General features: G+C 68.8%; 14 protein-coding genes. 13 read left to right on the top strand and 1 reads right to left on the bottom strand.

Features of this window, described 5'->3' with window-relative positions; genetic code table 11:
- The first annotated feature begins 57 nt into the window (after nt 1-57).
- From ACOQPP_RS15455 to ACOQPP_RS15470, 4 genes are all read left to right on the top strand, one after another.
- Nucleotides 58-621 carry an alpha/beta hydrolase family protein gene (locus ACOQPP_RS15455; RefSeq protein ID WP_419167782.1) on the top strand — a complete coding sequence of 188 codons (564 nt, stop codon included), beginning with the start codon at nt 58-60 and terminating at the stop codon, nt 619-621.
- Nucleotides 618-1,412, top strand: coding sequence for an enoyl-CoA hydratase/isomerase family protein (locus ACOQPP_RS15460; protein WP_419167781.1), 795 nt, complete (start codon nt 618-620; stop codon nt 1,410-1,412). The genes ACOQPP_RS15455 and ACOQPP_RS15460 overlap by 4 nt, the downstream gene beginning before the upstream one ends.
- 89 nt (nt 1,413-1,501) lie before the next feature.
- Entirely contained in the window at nt 1,502-1,750 is a 249-nt protein-coding gene (locus ACOQPP_RS15465) for an AbrB/MazE/SpoVT family DNA-binding domain-containing protein (RefSeq protein ID WP_419167780.1), read from the top strand.
- Nucleotides 1,747-2,145 (top strand): PIN domain-containing protein, encoded by a 399-nt coding sequence (locus ACOQPP_RS15470; protein ID WP_419167779.1) that lies wholly within the window; start codon nt 1,747-1,749, stop codon nt 2,143-2,145. Before ACOQPP_RS15465 ends, ACOQPP_RS15470 begins: the two co-directional genes overlap by 4 nt.
- A gap of 36 nt (nt 2,146-2,181) precedes the next feature.
- Here ACOQPP_RS15470 and ACOQPP_RS15475 read toward each other — a convergent pair whose 3' ends face one another.
- The gene (locus ACOQPP_RS15475; RefSeq protein WP_419167778.1) at nt 2,182-2,535 is read right to left on the bottom strand and encodes a hypothetical protein; all 354 of its coding nucleotides are present in this window, start codon (nt 2,533-2,535) and stop codon (nt 2,182-2,184) included.
- Between the two features lie 317 nt (nt 2,536-2,852).
- Here ACOQPP_RS15475 and ACOQPP_RS15480 point away from each other — a divergent pair, with 317 nt between their 5' ends.
- The 9 genes from ACOQPP_RS15480 (at nt 2,853) to ACOQPP_RS15520 (ending at nt 13,853) form a co-directional block, all read left to right on the top strand.
- Nucleotides 2,853-4,256: an amidohydrolase family protein gene (locus ACOQPP_RS15480; protein WP_419167777.1), complete on the top strand. Its 1,404-nt coding sequence runs from the start codon at nt 2,853-2,855 to the stop codon at nt 4,254-4,256.
- A complete protein-coding gene (locus tag ACOQPP_RS15485; RefSeq protein WP_420636874.1) occupies nt 4,253-5,890 on the top strand; it encodes an N-acyl-D-amino-acid deacylase family protein in 1,638 nt (545 codons plus the stop codon). The genes ACOQPP_RS15480 and ACOQPP_RS15485 overlap by 4 nt, the downstream gene beginning before the upstream one ends.
- A gap of 157 nt (nt 5,891-6,047) precedes the next feature.
- Complete coding sequence (locus ACOQPP_RS15490; protein ID WP_420636875.1) at nt 6,048-7,436, top strand: glycine--tRNA ligase; 1,389 nt, start codon at nt 6,048-6,050, stop codon at nt 7,434-7,436.
- A 15-nt stretch (nt 7,437-7,451) separates the two neighbouring features.
- The gene (locus ACOQPP_RS15495) at nt 7,452-8,942 is read left to right on the top strand and encodes a hypothetical protein (RefSeq protein WP_419167774.1); all 1,491 of its coding nucleotides are present in this window, start codon (nt 7,452-7,454) and stop codon (nt 8,940-8,942) included.
- A gap of 2 nt (nt 8,943-8,944) precedes the next feature.
- Nucleotides 8,945-9,964 carry an alpha/beta fold hydrolase gene (locus ACOQPP_RS15500; RefSeq protein WP_420636876.1) on the top strand — a complete coding sequence of 340 codons (1,020 nt, stop codon included), beginning with the start codon at nt 8,945-8,947 and terminating at the stop codon, nt 9,962-9,964.
- Nucleotides 9,961-11,448, top strand: a complete 1,488-nt coding sequence (locus ACOQPP_RS15505; RefSeq protein ID WP_419167772.1) for a sodium-dependent transporter — start codon at nt 9,961-9,963, stop codon at nt 11,446-11,448. Before ACOQPP_RS15500 ends, ACOQPP_RS15505 begins: the two co-directional genes overlap by 4 nt.
- Nucleotides 11,449-11,460: 12 nt before the next feature.
- Nucleotides 11,461-11,946, top strand: coding sequence for a flavin reductase family protein (locus ACOQPP_RS15510; RefSeq protein ID WP_419167771.1), 486 nt, complete (start codon nt 11,461-11,463; stop codon nt 11,944-11,946).
- Nucleotides 11,943-12,647 (top strand): hypothetical protein, encoded by a 705-nt coding sequence (locus ACOQPP_RS15515; RefSeq protein ID WP_419167770.1) that lies wholly within the window; start codon nt 11,943-11,945, stop codon nt 12,645-12,647. Before ACOQPP_RS15510 ends, ACOQPP_RS15515 begins: the two co-directional genes overlap by 4 nt.
- A gap of 3 nt (nt 12,648-12,650) precedes the next feature.
- Entirely contained in the window at nt 12,651-13,853 is a 1,203-nt protein-coding gene (locus ACOQPP_RS15520) for a M50 family metallopeptidase (protein ID WP_419167769.1), read from the top strand.
- The last annotated feature ends 2 nt before the right edge of the window (nt 13,854-13,855 follow it).

Raw genomic sequence — 13,855 nt, forward strand, 5'->3', positions numbered from 1 at the left:
CGGTTCAACCGGATCGGAACCCAGGCGGCGCTGCCGTACGTCACCCGGGGTTACGCCGTGCTGCACGATGCGGGGATCTCCGTGGTAGGGCGAAGGGGCGACGATCCGCACGATGACTGGGTTGAGCAGGTGGCCAAGGGCGCCAGAGCGGCGATCGACGCGGGTGTCCGGTACGGGGCCGTGGACCGGGAGCGCGTCGCGATCATGGGCCAGTCGCACGGGGGCCTGATGGTCGCCAACCTGCTCGCGCACACGGATCTGTTTCGGGCAGGCGTGGCGATGAGCGGTGGCTACAACAAGACGTTGACCCCGTTCGGCTTCCAGCGTGAGGAGCGCAGCTACTGGGATGTTCCGGAGGTGTACCACGCCATTTCGCCCTTCATGCACGCCGACGAAGTGGACGAGCCGCTACCCCTGTTCCATGGCGAGGCGGATGCCAATCGGGGCACGTTCCCGATACAGAGCCGTCGCTTCTTCCGTGCCCTCAAGGGGCTTGGCAGGGAAGCCCGGCTCGTCGTGCTCCCCGCCGAAGGCCACGGCTACCGGGCCCGGGAGTCGGTACTTCACGTGCTGTGGGAGACGGACCGCTGGCTCGAGAAACAGCTGAAGGGGGACCGATGAACACGGCGGCCGAAGTCCCGCTCCTGGTAGGGGCGGAGGGGCCCGTCCGGATTCTCCGCCTCAACCGTCCGCACCGCCTCAACGCCGTCAGCCTCCCCATGTACGAGGCGCTGGAGGCCGAACTCGCGCGCATCGGCGCGGACTTCGAGACGCGCGTCGTCATCCTCACGGGGACGGGCCGGGGGTTCTGCTCCGGCGCAGACCTCAAGGCACACCGCGACCACGAGGCGTCGCTGGCGGAGCGCCACGCCTACATCGACACGAGCCAGCGCGTGTATCGCGCCCTCCAGACGTTGCCGCAGCCGGTGGTCGCGGCCGTGAACGGACACGCGATCGGGGCGGGCTGCGAACTCGCGCTCTCGTGCGACTTCGTGATCGTGGCGGAGGAGGCCAGGCTCCGCATGCCCGAGGTCGCGCTGGGCACGTTCATCGGCGGCGGCACGGCCTACACGCTCAGGCGGCGCGTCGGGCACGCGCGCGCGGCCGAACTGATCCTGCTGGGCCGCTACTTCACCCCGGCCGAGGCCCTCTCGTGGGGGCTGGCCAACGAGATGCTCCCGTCGGCCGAAGTGCTCCCCGCGGCCCGCGAACTGGCGGCCCGCCTGGCCCGAAACGCGCCCATCTCGATGCGGCTCGCGAAAAGCCTCCTCGACCGGGCGGAATCCGTCGACGCCGAGGAGGCGCTGCGGCTCGAAGCCGAGGCGCTCTTCACCTGCATGGCCTCGGACGACTGGCGCGAGGGCCTCGAGGCCTTCGCGCAGAAGCGCGACCCGGCCTACCGGGGGAAGTAGCCGCACGAAGGATCCCACGCGTAGGCACGGAGTACAGACCCTTCTACCTTACTCGCGGTAAGGAAATTCTGTTCGGGGGGGCGGCTGCCATGGAAGCGACGATCACGAGCAAGGGTCAGGTCACGCTGCCGAAGCCCATCCGGGACCGGCTCGATCTCAAGGCGGGTGACAGGATCGCTTTCGCGCTGGAGGACGACGGGACCCTCCGGGTGACACCCATCACGGGGTCCGTAATGGAGCTGGCGGGCATGCTCCCGAGACCCGCCGTTCCGCTCAGCGAGGATGAGATGGACGAAGTGATCGCCCGGGCGGCCATTCGCCGAACGCTACGACGTTGATCGGACTGGACACCAACCTCCTGGTGCGCTTCATCACGGGGGACGATCCGGAACTCGCCACCGTGGCCACACGGCTGATCCAGGACCGTTGTACGTCGGAGTCGCCCGGCTACGTGGGCGTGCCCGTGCTCGTCGAATTGGTATGGGTGCTGAGGCGCGGCTATCGCTACGAGAGGGCCGCCGTCATACAGGCCATCCGCGCGCTTCTGGGTGCGGCCGAACTGATCGTGGAAAGTGCGGGGGTGGTTCAACTCGCCTTGCGGGATTATGAGTCGGGCACAGCCGATTTTGCCGATTACCTGATCGGGCGTGCCAACCGTGCATGTGGTTGCGCCCGGACCTGCACCTTTGATCGTCGGGCGGCGCGCAGCAGCCTGTTCACGCTCGCGAAGTGACCGCGTAGCCGCTCCGCTTACTTGGCGGTTCGCTCCTTACTTGGCGGTCCCCTTCCGGATCGCGCGGCCTCCAGCCCCCATGGCTTCGAAGTAGCCTTCGAGCCGGGCCAGACGCTCCTTGAGTTCGGCCTCGAGCTTCCCAATGCACCTCGTAAGCCGCGTCTCGACTCGCGCCACCTCCGTCCGCACCGCGGCGACCTCGCTCTCGACAGTGCCGAGGCGCTGCTCGACGGTGCCGAGGCGTTCCTCGACTCCGTCCAGCCGCCCCTCCATGCGGCTGGTGGTCGTCAACAGCTTCTTGATGTCGCTCCGCATGCCGCGCTGGCCAGGAACGAGTAGCGCGGCCAAGGCGATGGCCACCGCGATGATGGCGATCATCTCCCCGCTCATGGGCGTGCCTCCAGGGGGGGCGACGAGGCGTCACCCCGCCCACAAGATGGTCCGGCGTGATCAAGACGGGTCATTCGGAATCTCCGTGATCGTCGATCCAACGTAGGGCCTTGGCGCTACGCCGCGCGACCGCGCGACGACGACGCTTCCGAGACCAGGATGACGCGGCCGGTCAACGGAGTGTCATCGGGCCTCGGGACGCTTCGGGACGTTCCCGCGGGAACCTCTGCGCTCAATCCGCCGCCATTGCCGCCCCGCCAGTACGCGCCGCACGTTTGACGGATTCATCGACCCAGCCCGCGCAGGCAGAGGAGGACATGATGGTTTCCGCCCGCCGCTCCGCCCGGATGACCGGGGTTCTCGCGCTCGCGGTCTTCGCCGCTCTGATCGCGGTCTTGCCCGCAGCAGCCCAGGGCCGGACGATCGCGCTCGTCGGGGGCCAGCTGCTCGACGGGTACGAGGCGAACCCCATCCATCACGCGGCCGTCGTGATCGAGGGGAACCGGATCGTCGCCGTGGGACCCGCGGCCGAGATCGAGATTCCACCCGACGCCGAAGTCATCGACACCCGGGGCAAGACGATGATGCCGGGAATGGTCGACGCGCACGTGCACATCATGATCCTCGGTCACGGGGACTACGCGGACTGGTTCCCCTGGTTCGAGGGGAATGATGACCTCGTCTACGAGACGTCGGCGAAACAACTGCTCATGGCCGGGGTCACGGCGGGCGTCGACCTCTCGGCACCGATGTCGAGCCTCGCCTTCCGCGACCGGGTGAACCGTAACGAGGTGCCCGGCCCGCGGCTCCTCGTCAGCGGCCCCTGGGTGACGCGCTACGCCTGGGATTTCCTCCCGGACGAACTCCGCGTCCTGCACCGCACGCCCGAGGAGGCGGCGGAGCGGACGCGGATGCTCATCGACGCGGGGGTCGACGTCATCAAGACGTGGATCGGGACGACCGAGGAGGACATGCGCGCGATCAAGTCCGTGGCTGGCCCTGCCGGCGTTCCCATCCACTGCCATGTCTATGAAGAGGAAGTCGTGTGGGGCGCGATCCGCGGCGGGTGCGACGTGCTCCAGCACGCGGGTTCGGGAGGCAGCGTCCCCGCCTACTCGCAGGAACTCGTCGACCATATCGCGATGGAGGGGATCCCGGTCGTGCAGACGATCTCGCACCGGATCTGGGTCTACCCCGCCACGCTCGAGTTCCCGGAGCGGCTGTGGGACCCGGACATCATCAACAGCTTCCCCGAGCCGATCCGCGAGCAGGTGCTGAGTTCCTACACCAAGGACGACTTCTGGCGGAAGCCCTACTTCCGCAGCACGCCGCGCCAGATCCGGAACAGCGAGCGCGCCGCGCGCCAGTTCATCGACGCGGACGCGGTCATGGCCATGGGCACGGACACGGGATCGCCACTCAACTTCCACGCGGAGTCGGCGTGGCGGGAGGTGTCCGCGCTCGTCGACATGGGGATGACGGAGATCGAGGCGATCTCCGCGGCGACCAAGGTCTCCGCCCAGGTCCTCGGGCTCCGTGAGACCGGCACGATCGAGCCCGGCAAGCTGGCCGACATCATCGTGGTCGACGGCAACCCGCTGTTCGACATCAACGTGCTCGGCTACGTGACGGACGTGATCAAGGACGGGATCATCTACAAGCGGAACGGCGTCCCGGTGTGGGAGATGAACCGCGCGCAGACGAGCACCAGCGGTTCATGATCCGCCGTTTCCCGACCCTCGCGGCCGGGCTGGCGCTCGCCGCTTGCACCGTCGTGCCCGAGTCGGCGGACGATCCGTCGTCGGCGGGCACCGGCCACGCCGCCTTCGACCTGGTGATCGTCGGGGGCACCGTCGTTGATGGGACGGGCGCCGACCGCTTCACCGCCGACCTCGGGATCCGAGACGGCCGCGTCGTCGAGATCGCGCGGGACGGCGGGCTGGCGGGACAGGGGACGGAGGAGATCGACGCGACCGGCCTCATCGTCTCCCCCGGGTTCGTCGATCACCACAACCACGTCCAGAACCAGGTCCACCGGCGCCCGCTGGCCGAGAACTTCATCCGCCAGGGGATCACCACCATCCTCCCGTCTCTCCACAGCGGCGACCAGCCGTGGCCGCTGCGCGACTACATCGGCGACCTCGAGGTCGCGCCCAACATCGGGTTCTTCGCGGGCCACAGCTGGACCCGTAGGCAGGTGATCGGGATGGAAGACCGGGCCCCGACCCCCGAGGAACTCGACGAGATGCGGGATCTCGTGCGCGAGACGATGGAGGACGGCGCGCTCGGGTTCTCGACCGGGCTCCTCTACGTCCCCGCCAACTACGCCGAGACCGAGGAGGTCATCGAGTTGGCGAAGGTCGCGGCGGACTACGGCGGCATCTACTACACGCACATGCGGGACGAGGCGCGGGGGCTCCTGCCGGCCGTGCGAGAGGCGATCCGGGTCGGCGCCGAGGGCGGGCTTCCGGTTCACATCAATCACTTCAAGGCGATGGGGGTCGACAACTGGGGACAGACCGTCGAGTCGCTCGCGCTGGTGGATTCCGCGCGGGCCGAAGGGATCGACGTGAAGGTCGACCTCTACCCGTACATGGCGGGAAGTACCGGCTCCAGCGTCCTCTTCCCGCAATGGGTGCTGGCCGGCGGCATAGACTCGTTCCGGGTGCGCGTGACCGATCCCGAGACCCGTGCGCGGGTCGAGCGGGAGACGGAGGAGTGGATGAACCGCGACTGGACGGGCGGCGACCTGTCACGCATCCAGTTCCGCACCCTGCGCGCCTTCCCCGAGTACAACGGGAAGCGGATGTCGGAGCTGGCCGCGGACCGGGGGCTGCCGAACAACGACGCGACCGGCGTCCAGCTCGCGATCGAACTCCAGTTGGCCGGCGGGTTCAGCGCCATCTACCACTTCATGGACGAGGCGGATGTCGTCCGAATCATGCAGCACCCGCAGGCGATGTTCGAGACGGATGGTGATCCGGTCGGCTACGGGCTCGGCTTCCCGCATCCCCGCAGCTACGGGACGTTCCCGCGCATCCTCGGGCGCTACGTGCGGGAGATGGGCGTGCTCACGCTGGAGGAGGCGATCCGCAAGATGACCTCGATGTCGGCGGACGAGATCGGACAGTCCGAGCGGGGCCGGATCGCGGACGGCATGTGGGCCGACATCACGATCTTCGACGCCGACCGCATCATGGACCAGGCCGACTATGTGGACCCGCACCGCTACTCGGTCGGCATCCACCACGTGATCGTGAACGGCGTCCCCGTGATCCTCGACGGCTCGGTCACGGGCGCCAAGCCGGGGCAGGTGCTCAAGGGTCCAGCGCGACAGCTCACCGAGAACCGCTAGCCGCTTCGTGGATTAGCCGAGGCTTGGTTGCCGGTCTTCGCTGGCCACGGCTATCGTTGCCGCTCGCGGCCGGGGCCACCTTCGCGATTCCCGAGGCTCCGGCGATCTCAGCCGATTCCGCCGCCGCGCCCGATGCGCGCGGCCGCCACCGATATCCATGACCGACGAAACGAATACGGAACCCAGCGCCGATTCGGGCCATCCGCCCGGTTTGATGGACAAGCTCGTGTCCCTCGCCAAGCGGCGCGGGTTCGTCTTCCAGTCCTCCGAGATCTACGGAGGCGTGGGGTCCGTCTACGACTACGGCCCGCTCGGCATCGAACTCAAGAACCGGATCCAGCAGCTCTGGTGGCGGGAGATGGTGCACCGCTACCCGAACATCGTGGGCATCGACGCGGGCATCCTCATGAACCCCGAGGTATGGGTCGCGAGCGGGCACGTGGGCGCGTTCACGGACCCGCTCGTCGAGTGCCGCAACTGCCACCGCCGCTTCCGGGCCGACGACCTTCCGCGGCTGGAGGCGGGAGATCCCGAGGCGCAGCAGTGTTCGGTGTGCGGAACCACGGGCCAGTGGACGGACCCGCGCCAGTTCAACCTCATGTTCAAGACGTTCATGGGGGTCGTGGAGGACGACGCGGCGACCGTCTATCTCCGTCCGGAGACGGCGCAGGGAATCTTCGTCAACTTCCGCAACGTACAGGAGTCGGTGCGCCAGAAGGTCCCGTTCGGGATCGCGCAGGTGGGAAAGGCGTTCCGGAACGAGATCACGCCCGGGAACTTCATCTTCCGTACCCGAGAGTTCGAGCAAATGGAGATGCAGTTCTTCGTCGCGCCCGGGACCGAGGACGAGTGGTTCGAGGAGTGGAAGACGCGCCGCATGGCGTGGGTCGAGTCTCTGGGGATCCGCCAGGACCGTCTCCGCTTTCACCGGCACGGACCTGACGAGTTGGCGCACTACTGCAAGGACGCATCCGACATCCAGTACCGGTTCCCGTTCGGATGGCAGGAGTTCGAGGGGATCCACAACCGGACGGACTACGATCTCGGGCGTCATCAGCAGCACTCGGGGAAGAAGCTGGAGTATTTCGACCAGCCGGCGAACCGGAAGTACGTGCCGTACGTGATCGAGACCTCGGCCGGGCTCAGCCGCACCCTGCTGGTCGTGCTGGCCGACGCCTACGATGAGGAGGAGGTCGGGGGACACAAGCGGGTCGTCCTGCGGCTCGAGCCGGCGCTGGCCCCGTTCCAGGCGGCGGTCTTCCCGCTCGTGAAGAAGGACGGAATGCCGGAGATCGCCGACAAGCTGGCCGGCGAACTGCGGGGCCGGTTCAACGTCTTCTACGACATCGCGGGGTCGATCGGCCGGCGGTACCGGAGGCAGGACGAGGCCGGGACGCCGTTCTGTCTCACGATCGACGGCCAGACGCTCGAGGACGAGACGTGTACGGTGCGCGACCGCGATTCGCTCGAACAGATACGGGTGCCGCTGTCGGGCGTCGCGGCCTGGCTGGGGGCGGCGGTCCGCGGCGCCTCTCCCGGCGCCTGACCGGCTAGCAGGGTCATGCCGTTCCGCGTCGAGGAGATCCGGGATCGGGCGCAGCGGCTGCAGAGCGCCGTGGCGCGCGCCCACTACCGACTTCGCAGCGGACTCGAGGAGCGGTCTTCGCTGGCTGCGCTGTACCGCGAGCACCGGATTCTCCTCGATCCCGCAGTGCTTCCGGCCATCCAGCATGAACTCTCCGAGGCGTACGGTGACGAGCGCCAGTGCCTGAAGGCGCTTTTCAACTGGGTGGCCGGACAGCAGATCGAAGCCGAACTGGCGCCGCTCGAGGACGAACTGCGGTCGTGGGAGACCGGGGCGACCGTGTCCGTAGCCGAGCGGGAGATCCCGCTCAGGCGAGTGCCGGACTGGATCGTGCGGGCGGAGGACCGAGGAGAGCGGCTCGCCTGGGAGGCGGCGCGGCACGGCCGGATCGAAGAGGCGGCGGCGCTCCGCCTCGATGTCGTCCATCGGGAGCGGGAGGCGGTCGCCCGGCTCGGTCTGGGCGACTACATAGCGGCCCGCGAACGGCTGGTCGGTCTGGACCTGCGGCAAGTGGGGCGCACCGCGTCCGCGATCCTGCGGGGTACGGACGCGCCTTATCGCGAGGCGTTCGCCGAGGAAACCGACCGCCGGATCGACACAGGGTGCGGGCCGGCGTCCCGCTCCGACGCCCTGTGGTTGATGGGGATGCGATGGCTGGGGCGGCCGTTCGAGATCCAGCCGCTGTACCCGCATGTGAGGCGGACCCTGGAAGGCATGGGGCTTCCCCTCGCGCAGGACGGGTCCGTGCGGGTGGACTTCGATCGCCGTCCGCTCAAGGATGAACGCTCGTTCACGGCGGCGATGGAAATCCCGGGTGAAGTCGTCCTCGTCGTGTGTCCGCTCGGCGGCTGGCTCGACGCCCGCGCGCTCCTCCACGAACTGGGACACACGCTGCACCACGCCTACTCGTCTCCCGCGATCCCCTGGGAAGAGCGCGCGCTGGGCGACGACTCGGTGGGTGAGTGCTTCGCGCTGCTGTTCGAGGAGCTTGCGCTGAAGCGCGCCTGGATCGAGGCGGCCACCGGGCTGAGCGGGGATGCCCTGGCGGAATACGGACCGCTGACGGGCTTCCTGCGCCTGTACCGCCTGCGCCGCGAGGCGGCGCGGCTCCTGTGGGAACTCGAACTGGCGAGCGCCGAGCGGCCGGGCCAACTGGCGGATCGCTACGCCGAACTGATGAGCGATGCGACCGGATTCGCGCACCACCCCGTTACGTACCTCACGGATCACCTGAGGGGATTTCGCTCGGGACGGCGGCTGCGCGGCTGGATGCTGAGTGCGATCGTGCTCGACCGTCTGGAGAAGCGCTTCGGAGGGGAATGGTACCGCAACCCGGCGGCCGGGCAGTTCATGACCGAGATCCTCTCGGCCGGGCAGCGGGAGAACGCCGCGCAACTCGCGACCCAGCTCGGCGCAGACGGTCTCACGGCCGACCCGCTCCTGGCGCGTGTAGAGCGCTGGCGGTGAGCGTGACGCGCCGGCTCGGCCTGCCCGGCGGGTTCGCGCTCGGCGCGCTCGCGGGTGCGGCCGGCGCGGCGTACTGGTGGACCATGACGCGCCGGAACGCGGCGCTCGTCCGGCCGCCCGTCCGCGACCTCTCCGGCGAAGCGCTGCCCACCGGCACGATCGAATACTCGGATGGCGAGTCCGTGGAGTACGTCGACGTCGGATCCGGCGATGTGCTCGTCTGGATCCCGGGCGCCGACGGACCGAAGGAGACGTTCCGTTACCAGCTGCCGCATTTCGCCCGCGGCCATCGCGTGGTCTGCGCCGATCTGCGCCGGAAGTTCGCCGGCGACGCGGGGTTCGATCGTCTGGTCGATGACGTGGCCGAACTGGTCGAGGCGCGCAATCTCGATCGCTTCGTCCTCATCGGAACGAGCCTCGGAAGCGCGATCTCGCTGCGCTTTGCGAGCAGGTTTCCGGAACGGCTGGGCGGGCTCGTTCTCTGCAATCCGGTCGCGCGTGTCTCCTACGATCACGTCGGACTCAACCGGGCCGTGCTGACCCCGCTCGCCATGGCCACGACGCGGTACCTCCCGACGAATCTGGCCCGCGAGCTGGCGCGGAGCTGGAGTCGGCTCGGCGTGTGGATCTTCGACGACTCGCCGGGCCGCGACGCCCTCATCGAGTACGCACTCTTCACCGGGCCGCGGACCGTACCCCCCAGCGTCTCCGATCGCCGAGTCGGCCGCCTGCGGAAGTTTGACATCCTGACCGACCTGGGCGGGATCACGGCGCCCGCGCTCGTGGTGAAGGGTCCACACGACGTGTATTGTCCGGTGGAGTGGGCGCGGGAGATCGTGGAATTGCTGCCCGACACCGAGTACGTCCCCATCCCCGGCACCGGGCACTGCTCCCATATCTCCCGGCCCGGCGCGTTCAACGAGGCGCTGGAAAGCTGGCTGCGGAAGCTCGCCGAGGCGCAGGGGGCAAAGGGGACACCGATACCCGACCCGCCACACGAATCGGACGGAGGCGACGCATGACGAAACCCGTCTTCAGTTCCCGGGCCGCGATGATGCTGGCCATGCTCGGGATGGCGGTCGGAACCGGCAACATCTGGCGCTTTCCGCGCATCGCCGCGTCTAACGGGGGCGGCTCCTTCCTCGTCGCCTGGGTCGTCTTCCTCTTCCTCTGGTCCGTGCCGCTGATCCTCGTAGAGTTCGCTTCCGGGAAGGAAGCCCGCTCGGGGCCGATCGGAGCTTTCGCAAGGCTTGCGGGGAAGAGATACAGCTGGATGGGCGCTTGGGTCGCCTTCGTCTCGACCGCGATCATGTTCTACTACACGGTCGTGATGGGCTGGACCCTGCGCTATCTGTTCGGCGCGGTGACGGGGACGGTTCCCACCGCCGCCTGCGAGCCCGGCGCGGCGGGTTGCGTGGGCCCCCAGGAGTTCTGGGACGGATTCATCGGGTCGCCGTGGCCCATCCTCACACACGCCCTCGCGATCGGGCTTGCGGTGTTTGTCGTGCTGCGGGGTGTACGCGGTATCGAGCGGGCCGCCCGTTTCCTGATCCCGAGCCTCCTCCTGCTCGTCGTCGTGCTGGCGATTCGGGCGGTCACGCTGCCGGGGGCGAGCGCGGGTCTCGCGTTCCTCTTCACTCCGGACTGGGGGAAGTTGGGCGATGCCAACATCTGGCTCGAGGCCCTCACACAGAACGCGTGGGACACGGGCGCGGGCTGGGGGTTGATCACGGCTTACGCGATCTACATGAGGAAGCGGGAAGACACGACGCTAAACGCGTTCATGCTCGGATTCGGCAACAACTCGGTGTCGCTGCTGGCCGGGATCATGGTGCTGTGCACGGTGTTCGCCATCCTGCCGGGCGCGGCCGACCAGATCGTAGGGGCCGGGAACGAGGGACTGACCTTCATCTGGGTCCCGCAGCTGTTCGGGCTCATGCCGGGCGGATCAGTGTTCATGGTTCTCTTCTTCCTGGCGCTCGTGTTCGCGGCATGGAGCAGCCTCATCGCGATGATCGAACTGCCCACCCGGGTTCTCACCGATGCCGGGATCGAGCGGCGAAGAGCGGTGCTGACGATCGGCGGGCTCGGCTTCGTACTCGGCCTCCCGTCGGCGATCTGGATCGAGGTCTTCCGCAACCAGGACTGGGTCTGGGGCGTCGGGCTGATGCTGAGCGGCCTCTTCTTCTCGATCATGGTCATGCGGCACGGCGTCGACCGCTTCCGCACGAGGTTCGTCAACAGCGAGGGCAGCGATCTCGTGATCGGGAAGTGGTGGAACGTCGTCATTCGACTCGTCGCCGTGCAGGCGGTCGTGATCACCGTCTGGTGGCTGTGGCAGGCTATCGACCTGAACGATCTGGCCGCCTCCTTCACGCCGCTCTCCGAGTTCAACGTCGGGACGGTCCTCGTCCAATGGGCCATCGCGATCGCGGTCTTCCTGGGCCTCAATCGCTGGCTGGCCACGAAGGCCGCGGGTTTGCCGGCGACGGCCGACGACGCCTGACCGCGCGGCCCCGTGTCCGTCTCGGCCCGGGACTACCGGGGCGCGCTGGCGAACCTGGCCGGCGGGGTCGTCGTCGTGACGACCTCGGACGGGAACGGGCGGCCGAGGGGGATGACGGCGACGGCGGTGTGTTCCGTGTCGATCCGGCCCCCGCTCGTCATGGCGTGCGTGCATCGCGAGGCGGCGACGCATCGCGCGATCCACGACTCCGGCGCTTTCGCGCTCAACCTGCTCCCGGAGCACTCGGAAGCCCTCGCGCGGCGCTTCGCCTCGAGCCGGCCGGGCAAGTTCGTGGGCCTGCGCACGACGCCCGGGGAGACGGGCGCGCCGATCCTCGCGGACGCCATGGCGCACTGCGACTGCACGGTCGAGAGGGCGGTGGACGCCGGCGACCACACGATCTACATCGGACGGGTCGTCGGGGTCGCGTACCGGGAGGACGAGGACTGTCCGCCGCTCCTCTACTTCCGGGGCGGCTACCGTTCGATCGCGCCTTGAACTTCCGGCGCTTCCAGGCGGCGGCGCGCCGGATGTGGAACGACATCCCCGAGGAGGCGCGCGAGGGGGTGGACGGGCTGACGATCGAGACGGAGGCCATCGCCCACCCCGAGTTCGACTGGGTGTACACGATGGGCGAGTGTCTGACGGAGACGTGGCCGAGCGGCGCCGGCGGTGACGGAGACGTGCGCTCGGAACTCGTCCTCTACCACGGTTCCTTCCGGGCCCTGGCGGATCAGGATCCCGACTTCGACTGGGAGGGCGAGTTGTGGGAGACGATCCTGCACGAGTTGCTCCACCACCGGGAATCCGCCGCGGGGGAGATGGGGCTGGATGAGGTGGACTGGGCGCAGGAGCACAACCTCCGCCGACTGGCCGGGGAGCCGTTCGATCCGGACTTCTACCGGGCGGTGCCGACCGGCCCGGACGGCGTCGTAAAGCTCGAGTCGGAGCTGTTCGTGGAATCGACCGTTCCGGAACGCGCGGTGGAAGCCGTCTTCGCGTGGCGCGGGCGGCGTTACACGGTGGAGGTGCCGGCCTCCGCGGCCCGCGCGTTCGTGGAGGTAACGAACCTGGCGGGAGGGCGCCTGTGCGTGGCCGTGCGCCGACGCCGTCCGTGGTGGCGTTTCGGAGTGCGCGCCGGCCGCCAGCCCGTGCAACTCTCCGGCCCGGCGGGCCCCGCCCCCGCGAAGGGCGGCTGAGCGTTGCCGCTCTTCGGCAGCTTCCGGATCGGACGCTGGTTCGGATTCCCCATCCGGATCGACTACTCGTGGTTCCCCGTCGCGGCCCTCGTGATCTGGACCTTCAGCACGCGCGAGTTCCCGCGCGCGCTGCCCTTCCATCCGTCGTCCACGTACCTCGCGATGGGCACGGCGGCGGCGCTCCTCTTCTTCCTCTCGGTCCTGCTGCACGAACTTGGACACGCGCTGGCGGGCCGGCTGCGGGGGGTGACGTTTGAGCATATCACGCTTTTCATCTTTGGCGGCATCGCGCAGGCCCGCGATGAGGCCCGGCGTCCGCTGGACGAGTTCCTCCTCACCGCGGCGGGCCCGCTCACGAGCCTGGCGCTGGCCGGCCTCTTCCACGCGGCTCGGCTGGCCGCGGAAGCCTGGTACGCTTCGCCGCCCGTCATCACCGTGCTCGGCTTCCTCGCCCTGCTCAACTTCGTCCTCGCCGTCTTCAACATGATCCCGGGCTTCCCGCTCGACGGGGGGCGCATCTTCCGCTCGATCGTGTGGGCCGTGACCGGCGATCTCCTGCGCGCGACCCGCTGGGCCACGCGCGGCGGCCGGCTGTTCGGCGCCGCGCTCATCGCTCTCGGGTTGTTCAACCTGAGCCGGGGACAGTTCATCTCGGGCCTGTGGGCGGCGTTCATCGGCTGGTTCGTCGTCAACGCCGCGGCCTCGAGCCTGCGGCACTTCGAACTCCGCTACCTGATGCGCCAGATCCCCGTGGCGGCGGTCATGAGCCCTCGCCCCCGCTCCATCGAGGCGGGTCTGTCCGTCGAGCGGGCGATCTCCGACTTCTTCCTGCGGGGACGGCAGGAGGCCTACGCCGTGGAACGCCATGGCGGCCTGATCGGGGTCGTCGACGTGCGGGCGGCCTCGCAGGTGCCGGCGAACCTTCGCGCCGGGACGCCCGTGTCCGCGGTCACGAGACCCGCGGAGGAGTTCCCCGTGGCCCATCCCGACGAGTCTCTGGTGGACGCGCTCTTCCGGGCGCGAGGCGGGGCCTCGAGCCTGCTCGTAATCCGGGATGGATTCGTCGTCGGCGCGCTGGATCCCCGCGAGGTCGTGGCGCGGGTGCGCCGGATGCAGCGGCTGGGCCTCGTGTCGCCCGACCAGGTCACCGCGCCGGAAGGCCCCGACGGAGAGGGGGTCCGGACGCCCCCCGCGAAGAGCGCCTGACC

The organism is Candidatus Palauibacter sp. (genome assembly GCF_965222475.1).
Classification (GTDB): Bacteria; Gemmatimonadota; Gemmatimonadetes; order Palauibacterales; family Palauibacteraceae; genus Palauibacter.

Excerpts from the sequence above, each read along its gene's own strand:
- ACOQPP_RS15505 (WP_419167772.1), top strand. The coding sequence starts at position 9,961 with ATGACGAAACCCGTCTTCAGTTCCCGGGCCGCGATGATGCTGGCCATG.
- ACOQPP_RS15490 (WP_420636875.1), top strand. The coding sequence starts at position 6,048 with ATGACCGACGAAACGAATACGGAACCCAGCGCCGATTCGGGCCATCCG.
- ACOQPP_RS15480 (WP_419167777.1), top strand. The coding sequence starts at position 2,853 with ATGATGGTTTCCGCCCGCCGCTCCGCCCGGATGACCGGGGTTCTCGCG.
- ACOQPP_RS15465 (WP_419167780.1), top strand. The coding sequence starts at position 1,502 with ATGGAAGCGACGATCACGAGCAAGGGTCAGGTCACGCTGCCGAAGCCC.
- ACOQPP_RS15460 (WP_419167781.1), top strand. The coding sequence starts at position 618 with ATGAACACGGCGGCCGAAGTCCCGCTCCTGGTAGGGGCGGAGGGGCCC.
- ACOQPP_RS15475 (WP_419167778.1), bottom strand. The coding sequence starts at position 2,535 with ATGAGCGGGGAGATGATCGCCATCATCGCGGTGGCCATCGCCTTGGCC.
- ACOQPP_RS15485 (WP_420636874.1), top strand. The coding sequence starts at position 4,253 with ATGATCCGCCGTTTCCCGACCCTCGCGGCCGGGCTGGCGCTCGCCGCT.
- ACOQPP_RS15495 (WP_419167774.1), top strand. The coding sequence starts at position 7,452 with ATGCCGTTCCGCGTCGAGGAGATCCGGGATCGGGCGCAGCGGCTGCAG.